At 60.6% G+C, this 22501-nt stretch carries 18 protein-coding genes; 8 read left to right on the top strand and 10 right to left on the bottom strand.

Going from position 1 to position 22501, the window contains the following annotated elements:
• Positions 1-35 precede the first annotated feature (35 nt).
• Entirely contained in the window at positions 36-1448 is a 1413-nt protein-coding gene (gene dnaA, locus QVP03_RS08780; protein ID WP_055203390.1) for a chromosomal replication initiator protein DnaA, read from the bottom strand.
• A 226-nt stretch (positions 1449-1674) separates the two neighbouring features.
• Between dnaA and QVP03_RS08775 the strand changes: the two genes are divergently transcribed.
• The 4 genes from QVP03_RS08775 to QVP03_RS08760 all read left to right on the top strand — a co-directional run bounded on the left by QVP03_RS08775 (position 1675) and on the right by QVP03_RS08760 (position 7255).
• Complete coding sequence (locus tag QVP03_RS08775; RefSeq protein WP_022333107.1) at positions 1675-3417, top strand: phospho-sugar mutase; 1743 nt, start codon at positions 1675-1677, stop codon at positions 3415-3417.
• Between the two features lie 158 nt (positions 3418-3575).
• Complete coding sequence (locus QVP03_RS08770) at positions 3576-4487, top strand: hypothetical protein (RefSeq protein WP_022333106.1); 912 nt, start codon at positions 3576-3578, stop codon at positions 4485-4487.
• Positions 4488-4634: 147 nt separating this feature from the next.
• The gene (locus QVP03_RS08765) at positions 4635-5018 is read left to right on the top strand and encodes a BlaI/MecI/CopY family transcriptional regulator (RefSeq protein ID WP_018697198.1); all 384 of its coding nucleotides are present in this window, start codon (positions 4635-4637) and stop codon (positions 5016-5018) included.
• Entirely contained in the window at positions 5018-7255 is a 2238-nt protein-coding gene (locus tag QVP03_RS08760) for a M56 family metallopeptidase (protein WP_022333105.1), read from the top strand. The genes QVP03_RS08765 and QVP03_RS08760 overlap by 1 nt, the downstream gene beginning before the upstream one ends.
• 278 nt (positions 7256-7533) lie before the next feature.
• Here QVP03_RS08760 and QVP03_RS08755 read toward each other — a convergent pair whose 3' ends face one another.
• The 8 genes from QVP03_RS08755 to dapB are packed head-to-tail and all read right to left on the bottom strand — an operon-like array spanning position 7534 to position 15946.
• Positions 7534-7854 carry a nucleotide pyrophosphohydrolase gene (locus tag QVP03_RS08755; RefSeq protein ID WP_022333104.1) on the bottom strand — a complete coding sequence of 107 codons (321 nt, stop codon included), beginning with the start codon at positions 7852-7854 and terminating at the stop codon, positions 7534-7536.
• Positions 7855-7911: 57 nt separating this feature from the next.
• Positions 7912-8559, bottom strand: coding sequence for an O-methyltransferase (locus QVP03_RS08750; protein WP_022333103.1), 648 nt, complete (start codon positions 8557-8559; stop codon positions 7912-7914).
• Positions 8559-9155: a DJ-1/PfpI family protein gene (locus QVP03_RS08745; protein ID WP_022333102.1), complete on the bottom strand. Its 597-nt coding sequence runs from the start codon at positions 9153-9155 to the stop codon at positions 8559-8561. The genes QVP03_RS08750 and QVP03_RS08745 overlap by 1 nt, the downstream gene beginning before the upstream one ends.
• 7 nt (positions 9156-9162) lie before the next feature.
• A complete protein-coding gene (locus tag QVP03_RS08740; protein WP_022333101.1) occupies positions 9163-10377 on the bottom strand; it encodes a M16 family metallopeptidase in 1215 nt (404 codons plus the stop codon).
• A 47-nt stretch (positions 10378-10424) separates the two neighbouring features.
• Positions 10425-13214 (bottom strand): excinuclease ABC subunit UvrA, encoded by a 2790-nt coding sequence (gene uvrA / locus QVP03_RS08735; RefSeq protein ID WP_022333100.1) that lies wholly within the window; start codon positions 13212-13214, stop codon positions 10425-10427.
• A complete protein-coding gene (locus tag QVP03_RS08730) occupies positions 13215-13820 on the bottom strand; it encodes an IMPACT family protein (protein WP_018695807.1) in 606 nt (201 codons plus the stop codon). It lies immediately after the preceding gene.
• A gap of 3 nt (positions 13821-13823) precedes the next feature.
• Positions 13824-15176 (bottom strand): signal peptidase I, encoded by a 1353-nt coding sequence (lepB, locus tag QVP03_RS08725; protein WP_018695808.1) that lies wholly within the window; start codon positions 15174-15176, stop codon positions 13824-13826.
• Between the two features lie 14 nt (positions 15177-15190).
• Entirely contained in the window at positions 15191-15946 is a 756-nt protein-coding gene (gene dapB / locus QVP03_RS08720; RefSeq protein ID WP_022333099.1) for a 4-hydroxy-tetrahydrodipicolinate reductase, read from the bottom strand.
• A gap of 740 nt (positions 15947-16686) precedes the next feature.
• Between dapB and QVP03_RS08715 the strand changes: the two genes are divergently transcribed.
• From QVP03_RS08715 to QVP03_RS08700, 4 genes are all read left to right on the top strand, one after another.
• On the top strand, positions 16687-18117 hold the full coding sequence (locus QVP03_RS08715; RefSeq protein WP_022333098.1) for an aspartate ammonia-lyase: 1431 nt from the start codon (positions 16687-16689) through the stop codon (positions 18115-18117).
• A 40-nt stretch (positions 18118-18157) separates the two neighbouring features.
• On the top strand, positions 18158-18922 hold the full coding sequence (truA, locus tag QVP03_RS08710; protein ID WP_022333097.1) for a tRNA pseudouridine(38-40) synthase TruA: 765 nt from the start codon (positions 18158-18160) through the stop codon (positions 18920-18922).
• Positions 18923-18947: 25 nt separating this feature from the next.
• Positions 18948-19136 carry a hypothetical protein gene (locus tag QVP03_RS08705; RefSeq protein WP_022333096.1) on the top strand — a complete coding sequence of 63 codons (189 nt, stop codon included), beginning with the start codon at positions 18948-18950 and terminating at the stop codon, positions 19134-19136.
• A 105-nt stretch (positions 19137-19241) separates the two neighbouring features.
• Positions 19242-21278, top strand: coding sequence for a sensor histidine kinase (locus QVP03_RS08700; RefSeq protein WP_022333095.1), 2037 nt, complete (start codon positions 19242-19244; stop codon positions 21276-21278).
• A gap of 138 nt (positions 21279-21416) precedes the next feature.
• On the opposite strand, the gene QVP03_RS08695 is transcribed toward QVP03_RS08700, so the two are convergent.
• A partial coding sequence (locus tag QVP03_RS08695) for a dihydrolipoyl dehydrogenase family protein (RefSeq protein WP_288210720.1) occupies positions 21417-22501 on the bottom strand: 1085 nt, incomplete at its 5' end.

Genomic DNA, 22501 nt, shown 5'->3' with positions numbered 1-22501 from the left:
ACCCCCTCCCGGCGGAAGCCCCTCCCTGTAACCGGTTATTGCGCAAGCACTTTCTTTTCGATCTCCTCGACCTGTCGGCGGAACGCCTTGTCGGTCTCGATCAGGTTCGATACGGCCTTGCACGAGTGGAGCACCGTGGCGTGGTTGCGGCCTCCGATGGCGGCCCCGATGGTCGTGAGCGGTGCCTTGGTGTGCTGTTTGGCGAGGTACATGGCGATCTGCCGTGCCTGGGCGATCTCGCGCGTCCGCTCCGTGGAGTTGAAGCGAGCGAAATCGAGGTTCAAGTATTCGCACACCACTTCGATGATGTGGTCGAGCGTGATCTCCTTCTGGTAGAGCTGCACGTAGACCTTCAGGATCTCCTTGGCCAGCGACGTGGTGATCTTGCGCCCGAGGAACGAGGCGTTGGCCACCAGCGACGAGAGCGCTCCCTCGATCTCACGCACGTTGGCCGAGATGTTGTCCGCCAGGTAGGCCACCACGTCGTCCGAAATCTGCGCCCCGAACTTCTGCGCCTTTACGCGGATGATCTTGAGCTTCGTGTCGTAGTCGGGCGTGTTGAGCTGTGCCGACAATCCCCACTTGAAGCGCGTCAGCAGGCGCTGTTCGATGTCTTTCAGCTCCACGGGCGGCTTGTCCGAGGTGAGAATCAGCTGTTTGCCCGCCAGCTGCAGGTGGTTGAAGATGTTGAAGAACGCATTCTGCGTGCCCGTCTTCCCGGTCAGTTCCTGGATGTCGTCGATGATCAGTACGTCGATCATCTGGTAGAAATGGATGAAATCGGGGATTTCGCCGTTCTTGTACGCGGTCTGGAACTGCGCCTGGAATTTGTTCATCGAGACATACAGCACCTGCAACTCGGGATGGCGCTGGCGTACCTCGTGGCCGATGGCCTGTACGATGTGCGTCTTGCCCAGTCCCGAGTCCCCATATATATATAGGGGGTTGAAGGGGTTGTTGCCCGGGTTTACGGCCACGGACATGCCCGCCGAACGTGCCAGGCGGTTGCATTCGCCCTCGATGAAGGTCGCGAACGTGAGCCCCGGATTCAGCTGCGGGTCGATGATTATCTTCTTGAGCCCCGGAATTACGAAGGGATTCTTTATATTTGCGGTGTTGGTCTGCGTGTTGAAACGCGAAATGGCCGTGGTGTCGGCATCGGCGGTAACGGGTACGGCCGGGGGTGTCGAACGCGGCACGGCATAGTGCAGCCGGGTCTGCTGTCCGTAGAGCTGCGAGATGATCGGACGCAGGAACGGGATGTAGTTCTTTTCGATCTGGTGTACGTAGCTCTCGTTGGGAACACGCAGGCGCAGGTTGGTGCCGTCGAACTCGAGCGGTACGATCGGCTGGAACCACTTCACGAACTCCTCTTCGGAGGTCTGTGCCTTGATCCGGTCAAGGCAGTTCTGCCACATATCGCTATATGTCTGCGTGTTGTTTAACATGATAAGGGTTGCACTGTTTTTGATGTGACAAAGTTGTGAATAATTTTGCAAAAAGATTTCCGAAAAGGTGTTGTATTTTCACTTTTTTTATATATAGAAAAACAACGGTTTCCGGACATTCAATTTTAACTCCCTGATAGTGAATAATAGAAATAAATTTCGTATATTTGCATATCAATTTTTTAGGCAGTCCTATAATCAAGTTATAAATAAAACCAATAAACTTATGGCTAACGAACTGGAACAATTGGTGCTGAAAAAAGCGCAGGCATGGCTTGACGGCCACTACGACGAAGCTACCAAGAAGCAGGTTAAATACCTGATTGATAATGATATGAAAGAACTCACCGAGAGTTTCTACAAAGACCTCGAATTCGGTACGGGCGGCTTGCGCGGCATCATGGGCGTGGGTACCAACCGCATGAACGTCTACACGGTGGGGGCTGCTACACAGGGGCTTTCGAACTATCTCAAGAAGAACTTCGCGGGCGAGCAGATCCGGGTTGCGATCGGCCACGACAGCCGCAATAATTCACGCATGTTCGCCGAGCATGTGGCCGATATTTTCGCCTCGAACGGATTCACCGTTTTCCTGTTCGATTCGCTGCGCCCGACGCCCGAACTGAGCTTCGCCATCCGCGAGCTGAAATGCCATTCGGGTGTGGTCGTGACCGCCTCGCACAACCCCAAGGAGTACAACGGTTACAAGGCCTACTGGACGGACGGCGCGCAGGTCACCGAGCCGCACGACAAGAATATCATCGCCGAAGTGGAGAAGATCACCGACGTGGACATGATACTCACGGGCAGGAATCCCGAAAACATCACGATCCTCGACGAGAAATTCGACGAGATCTATTTAAATAAGGTGCACGAATTGTCGCTCTCGCCCGAAAGCGTGAAGAAGCACCGCGACATGAAGATCGTCTACTCCCCGATGCACGGCGCAGGCGTCCGCCTGGTGCCCGCGTCGTTGCGTAAATTCGGCTTCACGAACATCATCATGGTGAAGGAGCAGGCCGTCATCGACGGGAACTTCCCCACCGTCGAGTCGCCCAACCCCGAGGAGCGCAAGACCATGTCGATGGCCATCGACCTCGCGGCCAGGGAGGGGGCCGACCTCGTCCTGGCTACCGACCCCGACTCCGACCGTATCGGCGTCGCGCTGCGCAACAAGAAGGGCGAGTACGTGCTGCTGAACGGCAACCAGACGTTGGTGCTGCTGATGAGCTACCAGCTGACCCGCTGGGCCGAGCGCGGCGAGCTGGACGGGAACCAGTACGTCGTGAAGACCATCGTCACCTCGCAGATGGCCAATGCCGTGGCCGACCATTTCAAGGTGAAATGCTACGACTGCCTCACGGGGTTCAAGTATATCGCCAAGATCATCCGCGAGAACGAAGGCAAGGCCAAGTATATCGGCGGCGGCGAAGAGTCGTTCGGCTACCTTGCCGGCGATTACGTGCGTGACAAGGATGCCGTGTCGGCCTGCTCGCTGGCTGCCGAAGCCGCCGCATGGGCCATGGATACGATGGGTCTGACGCTCTACGAGTGGCTGCAGGAGCTTTACGTGAAATACGGTTTCTACCGCGAGGGACTCGTGTCGGTCGTCCGCAAGGGCAAGGAGGGTGCCGAACTGATCCAGAAGATGATGGTCGAATTCCGCGCGAACCCGCCCAAGACGATCCTGGGATCGCCCGTCGTGAAGATCAACGATTTCCTGACGCTCGAAACGACCGACGTGAAGAGCGGCGCCATGACCCCGATCGTGCAGGATCGCAGCAACGTGCTCCAGTGGTTCACCGAGGACGGCACGACCGTGTCGGTGCGTCCGTCGGGCACGGAGCCCAAGATCAAGTTCTACTTCGGCGTGAAGGCTCCCCTGGCGTCGGTTGCCGATTTCGATGAGGTGCAGGCCGAGCTCGACGCCAAGATCGAAGGCATCAAGAGAGACCTCAAGCTGGAGTAGCCGCGCTACCCTGCTGCATAAGGCCCCGGCAATTTTGCCGGGGCTTTTTCATGGCCGTTTCCAATTATTCCCAGGCCGTTATTTGCCCCGAAAATTTGTATTTCTAAATTTTTAGTTTTATTTTTACTAAAATTTTAGTAGCATAAAGAGACAGTAGCATGAAAAACCTGTTTATCCGGCTGGTCGCCCTGTTGGGCGCTGTGATGGCCGTACATGGCGTGTCGGCGCAGGAGCCGCAGAAGCACGAGGCGGAGCTGCGCTTCGACCAGGCGCAGCGCGAGGAGCTTGCCGATGAGCCCTCCCCCGCCGTTACGGCCGGTTTTGCCGCCGCAGGCCGCCCCTTTGCCTATAAACTCAATCGGAAACGCACTTCGGAGGCCGTGGCTTACGACGCCGTGACCTTGTGGAACGTCCGCAAGGTCAAGATCCGGGATCGCCGCATGAAACTTTCCGACTCTACCCGGCGTGAAAAGGTGCGGCTGCTGAAATTTTTTATCGAGCGCGACCGGAAAAAGGGCGCCCGTCCGCACCTGCTGGGCAATGTCGCGGGATATACCTGGTCAAACGCTGTCTATGACGAAGCCGCGCGAACATGGCGCACGGTGCCGAAGCACATTGCGACCTATACCTTGCGGGACGAGTACGATTCAGTACGCCGCAGCGGCGGCGATGTGTCCATGTTCAAGGTGCCCGAGGAGCTGTGGCGCCGATTGTCCCCTAAAGCCGTCTATGTGCTCGACGGCGTACGTGTCCCGGGCAGCGTCTTCCAGTTTATCGACGGGCTGTTCCTGCGCACGCTCGAAGTCCATACCGACCGCGGGACAATGGCACGGTACGATACCGACCAGGGGGTTGTCATCGGGGATGTATACCCCGACCGGATACCCCTGGTGGTCTTCTGCGGCCGGCCCTCGACGATCGGGGCGTGGCTGAAAATCTGCCATACCGGCGCTTTTTCGGTGGATGCCGCAGTGCCCATGCGCTATTTCTACATGCTGCCCGTCGAGGCCGTGCAAATCTACGGGCTGGCGGGTAAATACGGTGCGATCTGCGTCGAGTTGGCTGAATAGCCCCGGGGCTGCCCTTCGCCCGATACCCTGTCCGCATTGCATTGCGGGCAGTTTTTTTATTTTCCGGCAAAATAATTAAAAAAATAGTTGTATAACTAAAATATTAGTTTTATCTTCGTTGCAGGTAAATCAACTAAAAGTGTAGTTATGACAGGAATAGTAAAGAACCGACCACAGGAACTGACCCGTGCCGAACTGGAGATCATGCAGGTATTGTGGAACAGGGGCGCCGCCGTCGTACACGGCATCCTCGACGAGATGGACGAACCCAAACCCGCCTACAATACCGTTTCGACCATCGTCCGCATTCTCGAAAAAAAGGGCTTCGTCGCACACAAGGCCTATGGCAAGACCCATGAATACTACCCCGTCGTCTCGAAGGACGACTATGCGCGCCGCTATATGGACACCGTGCTGAATAATTTTTTCGGCGGTTCCGTCAGCCGGCTGGTGTCGTTCTTCTCCGAACACAAGGCCATTTCGCTGGAGGAGACCGACGCCATTCTGGACATGCTCAAAAACCGTAAGTGATGAAATCCCCCGCCTTCTATCTGCTCGAAGTGCTCTTTTGCAGCGGCCTGCTGCTGGCATTCTACCGGCTGCTGCTCGTCCGCAAAGTCTCTTTCGCGGCTTGTCGCCGTTACCTCGTGGCGGCAATGCTGCTTTCGGCGGCGATCCCCGCGCTCGATATCCCCCTCTACCCCGCCCGTACGGAGGCCGATCCGCTGCCGCTGGTTGCCTCACAGGCCGTCCCGCCTGCCGAAGAACCTTTCGTCGCGGAGGCGGGCCAGCCGGCCGCCGTCGTACGCACAACGGCCCCTGCCACCGACTGGGGACGCGTGGCACGCATCGCCGCGGCCGCATTGTACCTGCTGACCGCCGCGGTGTCGCTTGCGATCCTTGCCGTGCGCATCCTCGGGATCAGACGTCTGCGCCGCCGTTCGCGGATCACCGATTGCGGCGCATATGCCGTGGCGGAGAATCCTCGCGTCGGGACGCCCTTTTCGTTTCTGCGGACGGTATTTCTGGGTGAGGGTTACGAAGGCCGCCGCCGCGAGATCGTGGTCTGCCACGAGGCGAGCCATGTGCGCCACCGCCACTCCGCCGAACGCATCGCGCTCGAACTGGTGCGCAGCCTCTTCTGGTTCAATCCCTTTGTCTGGATCGCCGGGCGCTGGCTTTCGGAGGTGCAGGAGTGGGAGGCCGACCGCGACGTGCTCGATGCGGGGTACGGCCTCACGGAATACAGGACGATTATTTTCCGTCAACTCTTCGGTTATAATCCGGATATAGCCTGCGGGTTGAATCATTCACTCACAAAAAAACGATTTGCCATGATGACACAATTCACAAGGCGCCGGTTCGCATTCGTGCGCTTCGGTGCGGCCATCCCCGTGGTGGCCGGGATGATGATGCTTTGCAGCTTTACGACCAAAACCTCCGGATCTTCCGAGCCGGGCACTGCCTCCCGTATCCATATCTCCGCCGACGGGACGGTGACGTTCAACGGGCGTCCCGTATCCATCGACCGACTGGCGGGCTATGTCGCGGCCGAACGCGCCAAACTTTCCGAGTCCGACCGTGCGGACATGCAGGTGCTCCTGACGTCCGACGCATCCGGCAGCCCTGCTGCTGCCGTCGGCAAGACCGTGACCTTCGGTGCCGCGGGGCAACTGGAGGTGCTCCGCTCTGACAGGGCCTATCCGTCGGATGTCCGGACAATGATATTCGCCGGTAACGTACAAGCCCGCTTCCGGGATGGAACGCCCGACCCGGCCTTGAAGGAGGTGCTTACGGAAATACGCTGCGACAGCCTGGTCGTGAACCCTGCCGGCCGGAACTTCGAGTGCTTCGATGCCGGTTTCAGCAATGCGTCCATGCTTTCCTTCGGTAAATGGTATCGTTTTCTGGCCGGCGATTCCGGCCTCGGCTGGAGCCGCGAGATGGAAAATGTTGTGGAAACATCGCTGAATACCGCCCTGATACAGGTATTGCCCGACGGCAATATCCTGCTGAACGGAGGCCCCGTATCCGTTGCCGAGCTGGAGCCGAAACTCGTGGCTTGGCGCGGCGAGCGTTCGCCCGCCGATGTCGGTGCCTGGATTATAGCAGGGAAAGAGGCGAAAATGGGCGTTGTGACCGACATAAAACAAGCTTTGCGTGCTGCCAATATCCTGCGTGTCATGTATAACGGAACCGATGAGCGCATGGTTATGCGCATGCTGCCCCCCCGCTCCGCCTCTTCCCCGGGCGTAAATGTGGTTGCCGACGTGCTGGCGGTCGTGCCCGGCAGTGCCGCGGGGGAAGATAGCTCTACGGTACGGCCTGAGATCCGGGTCAAGGAGCGCAATGTTTTTCTGGTGCTGCTAAACGGGAACGGGAAGATGATGGTCGGGACGGCTGACGCATTGGAGCTCATCGACCCCCGTGAGCTCACGTCGCGCGTCGGGGCGTTTGTACGCAATGTGTCCGACAACTCCGGGCTGGCCGAGAAGGTGGTGACGGAATTCGACCTACCGGGCGGCGGGAAGATGGAATACCCCGTGAGCCAGGGGATCGTATCGTTGCAGACGGCGAGCGACACCCCGTTCGACAGTTATCTCGATGTTCAGAATCGCATTGCGCAGGCATTCGACGATATCCGTACCCACTTGGCGCAGCGGCAGTTCGGGAAGCCTTACGGGGAGCTTTCCGATGCCCAGCGCCAGGTGGTCATGCGGGCCGTTCCGCTGAAGATTTCCGAAGCCGAACCCCACGTTTCCCGATAGTCGAACACCCTGCCGACGCCCGTTGGCAGTTGGCCGGTGTCCGGTATCCGGCACCCCGGATCGCCGCCTCAGACCGCCGGCAGACCGCTTTCCGTCCTCCGTTATTCCGGATCGCCACCCCAGACCGACGCCAGCCAACGCACGGCTGACAACGGCCGGTTTACCGATTTACCATAAGCGGACACCCCGTACGGAGCCCTTGGCCTTGCGCGGGGTGTTTTGTGCCGCGGTGCGGCCGTGGTTTCGGAATGACTCCTGGGACAGGCGGTTTTTCGGGGTCAGAGCTTCGGATTGTGCAGGTGCCGCTCTTTGTCGCGCGAGGTTTTCTTGGCGAAATTCGCCTCCACTGCCGCCGTGAGGTCTACACCCGTCTGGTTCGCAAGGCATACCAGTACCCATAACACATCGGCCATTTCATCGGCGAGGTTGCATTTCTCCCCCTCCTTGAACGACTGGTCGCCGTATTTGCGTGCCATGATGCGTGCCAGCTCCCCCACCTCTTCGGTGAGCACGGTCATGTTCGTCAACTCGCTGAAGTAGCGCACGCCGTACTGCCTGATCCATGCGTCTACCCGTTGCTGCAATTCACTCAGTTCCATCGTTGCTGATTTTTCCCGAAAGGTACGAAAAAATCCCGCTCCCTGCTATTTCCCGGCTTATTTTACCCGTATCAGGTTCAGCCCGTCGCGCAGGGGGATGATCACGTTTTCGACCCGCGGATCTTCGGAGACCATGCGGTTGAACTCCACCACGGCCTGCGTGTGGCGGTCGCTGCGGGCTATGGGCTGCACGACCTTGCCCGACCAGAGGATGTTGTCCGCGATCAGCACCGAGCCGCTGTGAACCAGGGGGGCGGTGCCGCCGTCCCCCATCAGCATCCGGTAGTAGTCCGGATACTCGCGTTTATCCCCGTCGATGAATACCAGGTCGAATTCCATGCCCAGCGCCGGGGCGATGTCGAGTGCCGAGCCGATGTGCAGCCGGATCTTCGCGCCGTGCGGGCTGCGGTCGAAAAAGGATTGCGCCAGCTCTTCCAGCTCGTCCTCCACCTCGATGGTGTGCAGTTCCCCGCCCTCTTCGAGCCCTGCGGCCATCGAGAGCGCCGAATACCCCGTGAAGGTGCCGATCTCGAGGATGCGCCGTGGCCGGAGCATCCGCACGAGCATCTCCAGCAGGCGCCCCTGTATATGGCCCGACAACATGCGGGGCTGTACGACCCGCAGGTTGGCCTCACGGTCGAGCTCGTGCAGCAACTCCTCTTCGGGCGAGGTGTGGTCGTGGATGTATTGTTCGAGCGCGTCCATTACTGCTTGCAGAACCCTTCCTTGTTGAACTTGTACGACGCTTCGATGGCCTCAGGGGTGTCGGCCGCGAGGGCGAGCAGGCATTCGCAGGTGAATTCCAGTTGTCCGGTGCCGTTGGCCGTTACGACGTTGCCGTCGCGCACGGCCTGCCGCTCCTCGTAGAGCGCTTCGCCCGTATAGTTTGCCCCGCCCCACTTTTGCAGCATTCCGAGGGTGTTGCCCGTGTGCCGGATACCGTTCAGGAAGCCGTGTGCGGCCATGAACGACACGGCATTGCAGATGGCGCCGACGACGATCCCGCGTGCCAGCGCCTCGCCCACGAGCGGCACGATCCGTTGCGCCGCCTCCGACTGCCACTGCATACCCCCGACGAGGATCAGCCCTGCGCACGCTTCGGGCAGCGCCGAGGCGTCGCAGTCGGCCGCGGCCTGCAACCCGCCGATCGACCGGACGGGCCGGCCGTCGGGTGTCATGTATTTCACGCCGTAGGATGCCGGGCGTCCCGGCATCGTGCCCGCCCGCAGCGCCGGGGCGAGGAATGCCGCCTCCCAGTCTGCGAAATCGTCGAGCAGGACGAATACGATCTCCTTTTCCATATCCCTATTATTTATAGATGAGTCTCGACATGCCGGAGAAAACTTCTTCGGCGACCTCGGTGAGCTGTGCGGCGGTCAGTGCGCGCACCTTGGCGTAGACCTGTTCCATGGTATCCACGTCGTCGTGCGTCAGGAAACTTTTTCCGGCCCCCAGCATGTACCCTTCGTTGCTCTCGCTCGATATGGCCAGCTGTGCGATGAACTGTTTTTTCGCCATCGACAGCTGGCGTGCGGTGAGCGGCGTCGTGCGCAGCCTGTGCAGTTCTCCTTCGATCAGGTCGATGCACTGCGCCGTATTGCCGTTTTCGGAGCTGAAGTAGATCGCCACGATGCCCGAGTCGCTGTACGGCGTGTAGCTGGCTTCGATGTTGTACGACAGCCCGTTCTTCTCGCGTACCACGACGTTGAGCAGTGAGTTGGCGCACGGCCCGCCGAGGATGTTAATCAGCAGTGCCAGCGGCATCCGCTTTTCCTCGCCGATGCCGTAGGCGCGGTTGCCGATGATGCAGTGCGTCTGGTGCGTGTGCTTCACGACTGTCTTTTCGAAGGCCGCGCAGGGTGCCGGGGCTACCCTGCCGAAGCCGCGTGCCGAAGCCGCCTGCCCGGCGAAATAACGTGCCGCGACGGCTTCGGCGGTTTTGGCCGAGAAGTTCCCGATCGACGAGAATACCATCTGGTCGGTGGTGTGCGTGCGGCCCGTGAAGGCGCGTATCGCTTCCCCGTCGTAGCGTGCGAGCGCATTCTTGCGCCCCAGGATGTTGTGCCCCAGCTCCGACCCTGCGAAGAGCATGTCCTCGAACGTATCGTAAATCAGGTCGGCAGGCGAATCCTTGTAGGTGTTTATCTCGTCCGCGATCACCTCCTTTTCGCGTTCCAGTTCCCGCTCGGGGAAGGTCGAGCGGAAGGCTACGTCGGCGATCAGTTCGGCCGCCCTGGGGAAGTCGCCGCGCAGCGTCGTGGCGTGTATGGTCGTGTCCTCCTTGGTGGTGAAGGCGTTGAGTTCCCCGCCGAGGTTTTCCAGCCGGCAGTTGACCTGCCAGGCACGGCGGCGCTGCGTGCCTTTGAAAAACGCATGTTCGGTCAGATGCGCCAGCCCGTACTGGTCGGGATGCTCGTCGCGGCTGCCGGCGTTGATGACCAGCGCACAGTGCGCCACGTTGCTTTTCACCTGGCGGTGGATGCCCCTGATGCCGTTGGGGAGTCGGTATGTGAAGAATTCCATTGTTGTTGCTTGTCGGGGAATTTCCGCCTTTACAGGGGCGGTGTTCGTTATAATTTCGTACGCAGGCGGAGGTATTTTCCCGTGTAACTCGCCGGGCATTGCTCCAGGTTGCGGGGCGTGCCCTCGAATACGACCCTGCCGCCGCCCGTGCCGGCCTCGGGCCCGAGGTCGACGACCCAGTCGGCGCATTTGATGACGTCCATGTTGTGCTCCACGATGACGATCGTGTGCCCCCGTTCGATCAGGGCGTTGAATGCCGCCAGCAGCTTGTTGATGTCGTGGAAATGCAGCCCCGTCGTCGGCTCGTCGAAGATGAACATCACGCCGCCCTGGGCGCTGTCCTTGGTCAGGAACGACGCCAGCTTCACGCGCTGGCTCTCGCCGCCCGAAAGGGTCGACGACGACTGCCCGAGCTTGATGTAACCCAGCCCCACGTCCTGCAATGGTTTGAGCCGTTCGACGATGCGTTTGCAGGTCGGGTCTTTTTTGTCCTCGCCGAAAAACGCGATGGCGTCGTCGACGGTCATTTCCAGCACGTCGTAGATCGACTTGCCGCGGTATTTCACTTCGAGTATCTCGTCGCGGAAACGCTTGCCGCCGCAGGCCTCGCATACCAGTTCGACGTCGGCCATGAACTGCATCGAGACCTTGATGACCCCCTCGCCCTGGCACTCTTCGCAGCGGCCTCCCGCGATGTTGAACGAGAAGGACGACGCCCCCAGTCCCGTATGCTGGGCGTAGGGCTGGTCGGCGAACAGCTTGCGGATCTCGTCATAGGCCTTGATATAGGTCACGGGGTTCGACCGCGATGACTTGCCGATCGGGTTCTGGTCGATCATCTCGACCGACCTGAGCAGCTGCACGTCGCCGCCGATGCCGTCGAAGTCGCCAGGCTTGACGCCCGTGTCGAAGAGCAGGCGCCGCAGCGCCGGGTAAAGGATGCCCTTGGCCAGCGACGACTTGCCGCTGCCGCTCACGCCCGTGATGCAGGTCATGACGCCCAGCGGAATCCGCACGTCGATGTTGCGCAGGTTGTTCTCACGCGCCCCCTGGATGAGGATCGAGTTGCTCCAGCCGCGTTCGGTGGCGGGGGGCGCTATCGCGCGGCGCCCGGTCAGGTAGTCAGCCGTGAGGCTCTTCCTGCTTTTGAGCAGTTGGGGCAGCGTGCCGCTGAAGACCACCTCGCCGCCGTTGTAGCCCGCCTTGGGGCCGATGTCGACGATGTAGTCGGCGGCGCGGATCACCTCCTCCTCGTGCTCCACGACGATCACCGTGTTGCCCAGGTCGCGCAGTTGCTGCAAGACCTTGATCAGGCGGTTCGTGTCGCGCGGGTGCAGGCCGATCGAAGGCTCGTCGAGGATGTAGAGCGACCCCGTGAGGTTGCTGCCCAGCGACGTCGAGAGGTTGATGCGCTGGCTTTCGCCGCCCGATAGGGTCGACGAAAGGCGGTCGAGCGTCAGGTAGCCCAGCCCCACGTCGGCCAGGTATTGCAGGCGGTTGCGGATTTCCACGAGGATTCGCGCCGCGGTCTTCGTATCGTGCCCGTCCAGTTCCAGCCCGGCGAAGAACGCGATCAGTTCGTCGACCGGCATCACCACCAGGTCGGCGACGGTCTTGCCGCCCACCTTCACGTAGAGTGCCTCCCTGCGCAGGCGGCTGCCGCCGCATTCGGGGCAGGTGGTCTTGCCCGTATAACGGGCCTTCATCACGCGGAACTGGATCTTGCGGCGTTCCGAGTCGATGTAGGCGAAAAAGTCGTCCAGCCCGTGGAAATATTCGTTGCCGCGCCACAACATGCGTTTCTGCTCCTGCGTCAGTTCATGGAACGGCGTGTGGATCGGGAAATCGAACTTGTAGGCGTTCTCCACCAGCTGCTCCTTCCACTTGCGCATCGTCTCGCCGCGCCAGCAGGCCACGGCGTCCTCGTAGATGGTCTTGCTCTTGTCGGGGATCACCAGGTCTTCGTCGATGCCGATCACCTTGCCGTACCCCTCGCACCGGGGACATGCCCCCAGCGGGTTGTTGAAGCTGAAAAGGTGTTCCGAGGGGTGCTCGAACTGGATGCCGTCGGCCTCGAAGCGCGACGAGAACTCCGTGGCGCCCTTGTCGGTGATGACCGTGCAGATCCCCTCGCCGTAGGAGAACGCCCGGGCTACGGAGTCCCGCATGCGGGTCTGCGTATCGTCGTCTGCGGCGATGCGTGCCCGGTCTATGACCACGAGGATCTCCTCCGCCCGGGTCTTTTCGTCGACCTGGGGCAGGATATCCTCGATGAGCCGCGTTTCGCCCTTCGTCCAGACGCGCATCAGGCCGTCGGAGAGCAGCAGCGTGAGTTTCTCGATGATCCCCTGCCCCCTGCCCAGCGTGAGCGGCGCCGCGATCACGACGCGGCCGCCCTCGCCCTGCTGTTGGATGTAGGCCGCCACGTCGTCCACGCTGTAACAGCGCACCTCCTGCCCCGACACGGGCGAAAAGGTGTGCCCGATGCGGGCGTAGAGCAGCTTCAGGTAGTCGTATATTTCGGTCGTGGTACCCACCGTCGAACGGGGATTGCGCGTGTTGACCTTCTGTTCGATGGCGATGGCCGGCGCGATGCCCGTGATGATGTCCACGTCGGGCTTGCTGATCTTCCCGAGGAACTGGCGCGCATAGGCCGAGAGGCTCTCGACATAGCGGCGCTGTCCTTCGGCGAAGATCGTGTCGAAGGCCAGCGTCGATTTTCCCGAGCCCGACAGGCCCGTGACGACGACCAGCTTTTCGTGCGGGATCTCCACCTCGATATTCTTGAGGTTGTGCACCCGCGCACCTTTGATATAGATGGATTTTTCGTGTGCCATTTATTGCTCTTCGGGGACGGAGCCCCCGGCTTTTTTCAGTTTTTCAATCAGTTCCGCCGCACGGCTTTCGCGGATGGCGAAGACCATCGTGCACAGGTTGTCGAACTCCTGCGATACGATTTTCGGCTGCTGCTCCTTCACGACGCGCATGATGTTGTTCAGGACGATGTAGGGGAAATCCACGCGGACGGTGCGGTCGACGGTGCGCTCCACGATCCGGGCGGCCCCGATCGCCGCGGCCGCCGACTCCCGGTAGGCTGCGATCAGCCCCGGGACGCCCAGTTTCGTGCCGCCGAAATAGCGGACGACCACCACCAGGCAGTCCGTCAGCGAGTTCGCGAGCAACTGTCCGAGGATCGGCCGTCCGGCCGTCCCCGAAGGCTCCCCGTCGTCATTGGCGCGGAAATGCTCACCCCCGGGCCCGAGCCTCCACGCATAGCAATGGTGTGTGGCGTCGTAGTATCTCTTGCGCAGGGCGTCGAGTATTTCGCGTATCTGCCCCTCGTCCTGCACGGGATAGGCATAGGCGAGGAATTTGCTGCTCCGCTCCCTCGATGCCGCCTCGGCGGGTGCCGCGATCGTCAGATAGCTGTCCCCTGCTTCCACCCTTTAGCGTACTTTCTTGAAGAGGCGCTCCCAGCGGATATTCGACGGGAACGACTTGTTCGCGTCGAGCGACAGCCATACGAACGAAGCCTTGCCGACGATGTGGTCTTCGGGCACGAAGCCCCAGAAGCGCGAGTCGGCCGAGTTGTGGCGGTTGTCGCCCATCATCCAGTAGTAATCCATGCCGAACGTGTAACTGCCGGCCTCGGCGCCGTCGATGTAGATGCGCCCGTCGCGTTCTTCGAGCTCATGCCCTTCGTAGGTTTCGATGATGCGGCGGTACAGAGGCAGGTTTTCGGCCGTGAGCTGCACCGTGGCGCCCTTCTGCGGAATCCAGATCGGCCCGTAGTTGTCCTGGCTCCAGCGCGGTTCCGCCCACTGCGGGAAAACGTCCGTGTTGGGCGTGTAGATATAACGGCGCACGGAGAGCACGTTGCCGAGCGCCCTGACCTTTTCGGCCGCCTCGTCCGTGAGGAACATGTAGTACATTGAGCCGTTGCCCGTGTATTCGGTGATGCCGAGGTTGTCGAGGGCATATTGCGTCAGGGGCGAAGTGACCTGTACGACATACTGGTACTGGATGCCGGGGAACGGCTCCTGCGGCGATCCGTTGACCCACACCTGCCCGTCGCGCACTTCGAGCGAATCGCCCGCGATGGCGACGCAGCGCTTGATGTAATTCTCGCGCTTGTCCACCGGGCGGCTGACGATGGTGTACTTCTCCGCGAGGCGCTTGCGTCCCTCCTCCTTGCCGAACGACTCTTCGTAGCCGCGCAGCACGTCGTAGTAGGTCACGGCCTGGTTTTCGAGCAGTACGGTGTCGCCCGCCGGGAAATTGAAGACCACCACGTCGTTGCGTTTGATCCTGCGCAATCCCTTGAGCCGGTGGTAGGGCCACTTGACCGCCTCGGAAAACGATTTTTTCGTCTGCGAGAAAGGCATCGTGTGGTGTACGAACGGGAACGACAGCGGCGTGTTGGGCATCTGCGGGCCGTAGGTCACCTTGCTCACGTAGAGGTAGTCGCCGATCAGCAGCGACTTTTCCATCGACGAGGTGGGGATGACGTACATCTGGAAGATGAAGATGTGCACCAGCGACGCCACCACCGTGGCGAAGATGATGGCGTTGACCCATTCGTAGACGGTCTTGTAGGTCTTGCTCCGCTGGCAGAGGCGTACGTTGTGGCACCACACGTAGCGGTAGAAGAACTTCGAAATGTAGAGGTCGAAGATCACCACCAGCCCCAGCAGCAGCCAGAGGTTGCCCGTCCATACGACGAACCACAGCGTGTAGAGCAGCGAGGCGAGCGTGAAGCCGACCCATTTGTTACGGAAGAATGCCTTGATCTTTCCCATGTCCTAATCTTATCTTATTTCAGCAGGTCGTCCATCGAGTAGACGCCCTGTTTGCCGCAAAGGAACTCGGCGGCTATTACGGCCCCCATTGCTAACGTGCGGCGGTTCTTAATCGTATGTTTGAGCTCGAGAATATCGTCCTCCGACTCGTAGGTCACGGTGTGTATGCCCGGTACCATGCCCTCGCGTACGGAGTCGATCACCACCTGGCGGGGCGTCGCTTCGGCCGGGCTCCCGATGCGGTTCGCGGCGTGTTCGATCCCCGGGGCATAGTTCACCCACTCCGTCTTGGCGGGCAGGCCGGCGATGACGCCCTCGGCCAGCGTGATGGCCGTACCGCTCGGCGCATCCTTCTTCTGGGTGTGGTGTACCTCCGCGATGCGTACGCCGTAGCCGCCCACGCGGCCGATCATCTCCGCCAGATAGCGGTTGAGGCGGAACATCAGGTTTACGCCCAGGCAGTAGTTCGAGGCGTAGAACAGCGCCCCGCCCTTCTCGCGGCACAGCTCCTGGAGCTCCGGCAGACGATCCGTCCAGCCCGTCGTGCCGCTCACCACGGGGGTGGCGTTCTCGATGCAGGTGCGGATATTGCCGTAGGCGGTCGTGGGCATGGTGAATTCCAGCGCCACGTCTGCCTGTGCGAGGTTGGCGGCGTTCAGGTCGGCCGCATTGTCCGTGTCGATCACGAGCGCTACGCTGTGGCCGCGTTCGAGGAGTATCTTCTCGATCTCGTGCCCCATCTTGCCGTAACCTATGATAGCTGCTTTCATATTTTTCCGGATTTTCGAATCGTGCAAATCCCGTACGGGAGCTGCGGAGCCGGGCGCAGGTGCAGACTTTGCCTGCACGCTGCCGGGGCTGCCTGTCCGGGCGGGAATTTATTGTGAGGCAAAGATAATACAAGCTGCGCCGACTGCCAAATTTATTTGGCGGTTGTGGCCGTGCGGTTTATTTTCCGGGGAAATCGGCGCCCGTACGGCATACCTCCGCCCCGTCCTCTCCTCCTGTTCTCCTCCGCCATGCCCTGTTTCCTCGGCACGCCGAGTCGCTGCCCTCCTCCGCTATGTCCGTTCCCTTCGGCACGCCGCTCCTCTCTCGCCCCATCGCGGCCATCGGATTACCTGCTGCCCGCCCCTGCATCGTTTCCCGCCCCGGCCTTTTCCCGGACATCCGCCCGGTATCCACCCTACTCATGACAGACTACCCTCTTCTGTATCTGCCCTGCCCCGGTATTCCCTTTCTTGGCATCCGCCCTCCTCGCCCCCGCCCTTCCCCGTCCCTTCTCGTCCCTTCTCGTCCCTTCTCGTCCCTTCTCGTCCCTTCTCGTCCCCTCCTCTGTATTCCCTGTTTCCGGCCCCGGTCGTGCCGGCCGTTTTTTCGGGAGGCCGGCGATTTTGGCATGAAAATGCGAAATACTTCTTTATTTGGGAAATAATTGTTAACTTTCTGCTGCTTTTAGCTTTTAATGTGAAATAGAAACAAGTCGAAATATTTTTATATTGTAAGGGGTATGAAAAACGAATCAAAGAAAACACGCACCGAATGCGACCTGCTCGGTTGCGTAGAGGTGCCGGACAACGTATTGTACGGCGTGCAGACCATGCGCGGACTGGAGAATTTCGCCATCAGCAAATTCCGCCTGTGCGAATACCCGCGTTTCATCGAGGGGCTGGCCATCGTCAAACTGGGTGCCGCCATCGCCAACCACGCGATGGGGCTTCTCTCCGACGAACTTTTCGGAGCCATATCGCAGGCCTGCCGCGAAATCATGGCAGGCAGGTTCCACGAGTTTTTCCCCGTGGATATGATCCAGGGCGGCGCGGGCACCACGACCAACATGAACGCCAATGAGGTCATCGCCAACCGTGCGCTCGAGATCATGGGGCACGCGCGCGGCGAATACCAGTACTGCTCGCCCAACGACCACGTCAACTGTTCGCAGTCGACCAACGACGCCTACCCTTCGGCCATCCACCTCGGGCTTTACGCCACGCACCTCGAACTGCGCCGGCACCTCGAAGCGCTGATCGCAGCCTTCGGGCGCAAGGGCGACGAGTTCGCCCGCGTGCTCAAGATGGGGCGCACGCAGTTGCAGGACGCCGTACCCATGACCCTCGGGCAGACGTTCCACGGTTTTGCGAGCGTCCTGCGGGGCGAGGTCGACAACCTCGACCACGCGGCGCAGGAATTCCTGTCGATCAACATGGGCGCCACGGCCATCGGCACGGGCATCTGCGCCGAGCCGGGCTATGCCGAGCGCTGTACGGCGGCCATCCGGGAGATCACCGGCTGGGACGTGACGCTGGCCGAAGACCTCGTCGGGGCGACGTCCGACACGGTCTGCATGGTCGGCTACTCCTCGGCGATGAAGCGCATCGCGTCGAAGATGAACAAGATCTGCAACGACCTGCGGCTGCTGTCGTCGGGGCCCCGCTGCGGGCTGGGAGAATTCAACCTCCCGGCACGCCAGCCCGGTTCGTCGATCATGCCCGGCAAGGTCAACCCCGTGATCCCCGAGGTGATGAACCAGATCGCCTTCAAGGTCATCGGCAACGAGTTGTGCGTGACGATGGCCGACGAGGCGGCGCAGATGGAGCTCAACGCCATGGAGCCGGTGATGGCGCAGTGCTGTTTCGAGTCGGCCGAACTGCTGATCAACGGCTTCGACACGCTGCGCATCCGCTGCGTTGACGGCATTACGGCCAACGAGGAGAAGTGCCTGCAATATGTCCGTAACAGCATCGGCGTGGTGACGGCGCTCAACCCGATCATCGGCTACAAGAATTCCACGAAGATCGCCAAGGAGGCGCTGGAAACCGGGCGCGGCGTCTACGAGCTGGTGCTCGAACACGGCATCCTGAACCGCGACGAACTGGACGAGGTGCTCCGGCCCGAGAATATGATTCATCCCGTAAAACTGGACATAAAACCGCGGCGCTAACCGATTTTTTTGTATTTTTGCGCAAACCACTCCGATCGCGATGCGCTATTTTCTGGAACTCAGGTACAACGGGGCCGCCTATTGCGGCTGGCAGCGGCAGCCCGACATGCCGTCGGTGCAGCAGACGCTCGAGCGGGCGCTCGCTACCCTGTTGCGCGAGAAAATCGAGGTGACAGGGGCGGGGCGTACCGATACGGGTGTCAACGCCTCCTATTATGTGGCGCATTTCGATTGTGCGGCGCCCGTGCCCGATCCGGCGCAGACGGTCTACAAACTGAATTTCCTGCTGCCGGGGGACATTGCCGTGGGAAGCATGACGCCCGTGGACGACGGTGCGCACGCCCGTTTCGCAGCGCGCGAGCGCGAATACCGCTACTACATCGAGCCGCGCAAGAACCCCTTTACGCGGGGCACGACGTGGCAGTATTACGTGCCGCTGGATGTCGGGCGGATGAACGAGGCGGCGGCCTGGCTGCTGTGCTACGACGATTTTACGTCGTTCGCCAAGCTCAATTCGAACAACAAGACCAACATCTGCCGCGTCATGCACGCGTCATGGACGGCCGACGGGCAGGGCGTGCTCTGCTTTACGATCCGTGCCGACCGTTTCCTGCGCAACATGGTGCGGTCGCTGGTCGGGACGCTGGTCGACGTGGGGCGCGGGCGCTATACCCCGCAGCAGTTCCGCGAGATCGTTGAAAGCCGCGACCTGTCGCGCTCGAGTGGCGGCGCCCCTGCGCAGGGGCTTTTCCTGAGCGATGTGGTCTATCCGGCGGACGTGTTTGAACGTAAGGTATTTTACTGATTTTAATAAATAAATATTATCGACTATGATTGGGACTATTATTTGGCTTATCGGTGTCTTCTGCGCAATATGGTGCGTGATGGACATCTTCAAGAAAAACATTTCGACCGCGGGCAAGGTGATCGCTTCGATCGTGGTGCTGCTCACCAGCTGGCTGGGTTTTGCGGTGTATTACTTCTACGCCAAAGACCACTTGCAGGAGTGGTTCAGGTAAAAAACTGAAAGGATTCGAAATGAGGGAGGTTCCGCCAGGAAACCTCCCTCGTTTTTTTGATATTGGGAATTAAATAGCTATATTTGGAAGCCAATTCCAACTTGTATGAAAAAATCCCTGTGGACGCTGTTGGCTGTCGGATGGATGGCCGCTTCTTCCGCGACACCTCCGGCGCATCTCGTAGATTCGCTGAAATCTGCTTGCCAATCGGAGCCGGATGCCCGCAAACGGGTCGATATCCTGCCGAACCTGAAAGACCTGAACGACTCGTCGGAAGACGAATTGTATTACAGCCGCAAACTGTTCGACGAGGCCGCCGCCGTCGGGGACGGATTTGCCGTCGGGGCGTCGCTGGGGTCGCTCGCTTCGTATTACATCTCTTCGCCCGGTGCCGGGGATTCGCTCGCCCGGATACTGGCGCAGGCGGAACCGCTGATGCGGGGCAGCGGCATGGAGGGGCTCGGGGCTTATTACCGCATGGTGGAGCTGGCACGCAGGATACAGGTTGCCGGGGCGGAGGAGTCCGCGCGGCTGTGCCGTGAATACATCGACTCGGTACGGACATTGCCCCCGGGCGATGTATACGAAGAGGCGTCGCGGCTCTTCCTGAAAGGCATAGCCGCCTTCAGGCTGGTCTCGGCCGAAGGAAACCTGCAGATGGAGCGCGGCCTGCCTTTCTGGAACGACGAACTCGCCCTGCTGGGGCGGATGCGTCCCACGGCACGCCGGAATTTCCATGCCAACCTGATCACCTGCCTGATCGCGGCTTACAGCAGTTTGGAAGACCAAAGCGGGCTGGTACATGCGGCCGACGGTTACCTTGCGATGCTCGACGAGTATTACCGCGATCCGGAGATCGTACGGCGCAGACCCTATATTTCCAAGGAGATGTCCTACTTGGTCTGTTACTATTCGATGTGCACCTCGCCGCTGCTCGACGAGCGCAACCTGCAGGCGTATTACGAGCGTTACCGCCGTTTCGCGGACTCCGCGGCGGCGGATGCGGGCAACCTGCTGACCAACAGGCAGGGATTCTATACGATCAGCGCAGAGTATTACAACCGCCGGGGCGATTACCCCAGGGCGCTGGCTTACCTCGATTCGCTGACGGTGCAGTTGCGTCCGGGCGGTGTCACGTCGCAGTTGGTGGCGATATCCGCTAACAAGGCCAAGATCCTCGAACGCATGGGACGCTACAAGGAGGCGTGCGGGGTTTATAACGAAGTGGTCGGCCTGCGCGACTCGCTCTCGTCGCACAGGTATGCCGAGAAGGTGGGCGAACTGGAAGTGCAGTACGGACTGGACAAGGCCGAGCGTGATAAAGCGTTGCTACTGGCGCAGAAACGGCAGAACTCGCTCTACTTCGCCCTGACGATCCTGCTGCTGGCCGTCATCGCCGTTGTCTACCTGTGGCGGAACCTGCTGCGCATCAAGCACCTGCAGCACAACCTGTCGGTCGAATCGCAGCGCGCGCAGGAGAGCGAGCGGCTCAAGCGGGACTTCATGGGGTCGATGAGCCACGAAATACGTACGCCGCTCAATGCCATAAGCGGTTTTGCCGAGCTGATCGCCGGGGAAGATCTCACGGAGGAGGAGCGCCGGGAGTTCGCACAGATCATCCGCGACAATACGCAGCTCTTCACTTCGCTCATCAACGATATGCTCGAAGTGTCGCAGCTGGATAATACGAGTGCCGAAATGCCCCGGAAGCTGCTCGACATCAGCAAGATTATCCGTGCCGAAATGGAACACCTGCCCGTAAAGGAGGGCGTGGAATACCGGCTGGAGCTCGCGGCCCCGGAGATCGTATTCCCGTTGCACCGGAGTTATGTGTCGCTGCTCGTACGCGAGTTGCTGAAGAATGCCGTCAAATTCACCGAACAGGGATCCGTGACGGTCGAATGCGGCCTGACGGGGCCGGATACGCTGACCTTGTCGGTCACCGACACGGGTTGCGGCGTGGAACCCGGACTGGCGGAAAAGATTTTCGATCGCTTCTACAAGGGCGATCCCTTTGCGCAGGGGCTGGGACTGGGCTTGAGCCTCTGCCGGCTGATCGTGGAGAAATTGGGCGGTACGATCGCCCTCGACACCTCCTATACCGGGGGTGCACGGTTCGTGGTGACGCTCCGGGATGCCTGACCTGCGGTTCCCGGAACGGGTTTCTGACGTCGTACGGCGTTTGTGAACCTGCAGCCGGATCGGTGTATCGCCCTGTGGAAATACCGTTATAACAAAACGCCCCTCGTTACCAGAGGGGCGTTTAGTCTGCCAGGCGGGTTAGAGGTGTATCGCCTCCCCCAATGCCGCTTCGGCGGCCTCCATGACCCCTTCATTCATCGTGGGGTGTGCATGTATCGTGCGGGCGATCCGGTGTGCCGTGGCACCCAGCATCCGAGCCAGCGTCGGCTCGGCGATCATCTCGGTGACGTTCTGTCCGACCATGTGCGCCCCCAGCAGGGTGTCGTCCTCGCCGAAGAGGAGTTTCACGAAGCCGTCGCGGTCGCCCGCGGCGGTCGCCTTGCCCGAAGCCGTGAACGGGAAACGCCCTACCTTATAGGCGACACCCCGCTCCTGCGCCTGCTGCTCGGTCATGCCGACCGAAGCCACCTCGGGCGAGGTGAATACGCACGACGGGATGGCCGAATAATCCACCGGGGCGGGATCGAGGCCGCAGATGGCCTCTACGCAGCAGATGCCCTCGGCCGAGGCCACGTGTGCCAGCGCCGGGCCGCCCACGATGTCGCCGATGGCGTACACGCCCGGGACATTGGTGCGGTAGAATTGGTCGACGAGCACTTTGTCGCGCTCCACGGCGATACCCAGCTCTTCGAGGCCGATCCCCTCAATGTTGGACTTGATCCCCACGGCCGAGAGCACGATGTCCGCCGTCAGGGTTTCGGGGCCCTTTTTGCCCTCGATCTCGACCTCGCAACGCCCTTCGGCGTTGACCCTGACCGATTTCACGGTCGTCGAGGTCATCACCGCCGCCCGCAGTTTGCGGAATGCGCGCTCCATCGCCTTCGATACCTCCTCGTCCTCGAGCGGCATCATGCGGGGCATGTACTCCACCACGGTGACCTTCACGCCCAGCGCGGCGTAGAACCACGCGAACTCGCTGCCGATGGCGCCCGAACCCACGACGACCATTGTTTCGGGCAGCCGGGTGAGCGTCAGCGCCTGGCGCGACGAGATCACGTGCTCGCCGTCGACGGGCATGAACGCCATTTCGCGCGGGCGCGCCCCCGTGGCGAGGATGATATGGTCGGCTTCGTAGTGCGTGCCGCCGACGTCGAGCCTGCCTGCCGCCGTCAGGCGCCCGAAGCCCTGTATGAGGTCTATGTTGTTTTTCTTCAGCAGGAAGG

This window comes from Alistipes sp. CAG:29 (assembly GCF_000435435.1).
GTDB classification, from domain to species: domain Bacteria; phylum Bacteroidota; class Bacteroidia; order Bacteroidales; family Rikenellaceae; genus Alistipes; species Alistipes onderdonkii.
This window is presented reverse-complemented; position numbering and strand designations above follow the sequence as displayed.

Excerpts from the sequence above, each read along its gene's own strand:
- truA (WP_022333097.1), top strand. The coding sequence starts at position 18,158 with ATGCGCTATTTTCTGGAACTCAGGTACAACGGGGCCGCCTATTGCGGC.
- QVP03_RS08765 (WP_018697198.1), top strand. The coding sequence starts at position 4,635 with ATGACAGGAATAGTAAAGAACCGACCACAGGAACTGACCCGTGCCGAA.
- QVP03_RS08705 (WP_022333096.1), top strand. The coding sequence starts at position 18,948 with ATGATTGGGACTATTATTTGGCTTATCGGTGTCTTCTGCGCAATATGG.
- lepB (WP_018695808.1), bottom strand. The coding sequence starts at position 15,176 with ATGGGAAAGATCAAGGCATTCTTCCGTAACAAATGGGTCGGCTTCACG.
- dapB (WP_022333099.1), bottom strand. The coding sequence starts at position 15,946 with ATGAAAGCAGCTATCATAGGTTACGGCAAGATGGGGCACGAGATCGAG.
- QVP03_RS08760 (WP_022333105.1), top strand. The coding sequence starts at position 5,018 with ATGAAATCCCCCGCCTTCTATCTGCTCGAAGTGCTCTTTTGCAGCGGC.
- QVP03_RS08700 (WP_022333095.1), top strand. The coding sequence starts at position 19,242 with ATGAAAAAATCCCTGTGGACGCTGTTGGCTGTCGGATGGATGGCCGCT.
- uvrA (WP_022333100.1), bottom strand. The coding sequence starts at position 13,214 with ATGGCACACGAAAAATCCATCTATATCAAAGGTGCGCGGGTGCACAAC.
- dnaA (WP_055203390.1), bottom strand. The coding sequence starts at position 1,448 with ATGTTAAACAACACGCAGACATATAGCGATATGTGGCAGAACTGCCTT.
- QVP03_RS08740 (WP_022333101.1), bottom strand. The coding sequence starts at position 10,377 with ATGGAATTCTTCACATACCGACTCCCCAACGGCATCAGGGGCATCCAC.
- QVP03_RS08755 (WP_022333104.1), bottom strand. The coding sequence starts at position 7,854 with ATGGAACTGAGTGAATTGCAGCAACGGGTAGACGCATGGATCAGGCAG.
- QVP03_RS08775 (WP_022333107.1), top strand. The coding sequence starts at position 1,675 with ATGGCTAACGAACTGGAACAATTGGTGCTGAAAAAAGCGCAGGCATGG.
- QVP03_RS08750 (WP_022333103.1), bottom strand. The coding sequence starts at position 8,559 with ATGGACGCGCTCGAACAATACATCCACGACCACACCTCGCCCGAAGAG.
- QVP03_RS08770 (WP_022333106.1), top strand. The coding sequence starts at position 3,576 with ATGAAAAACCTGTTTATCCGGCTGGTCGCCCTGTTGGGCGCTGTGATG.
- QVP03_RS08715 (WP_022333098.1), top strand. The coding sequence starts at position 16,687 with ATGAAAAACGAATCAAAGAAAACACGCACCGAATGCGACCTGCTCGGT.
- QVP03_RS08745 (WP_022333102.1), bottom strand. The coding sequence starts at position 9,155 with ATGGAAAAGGAGATCGTATTCGTCCTGCTCGACGATTTCGCAGACTGG.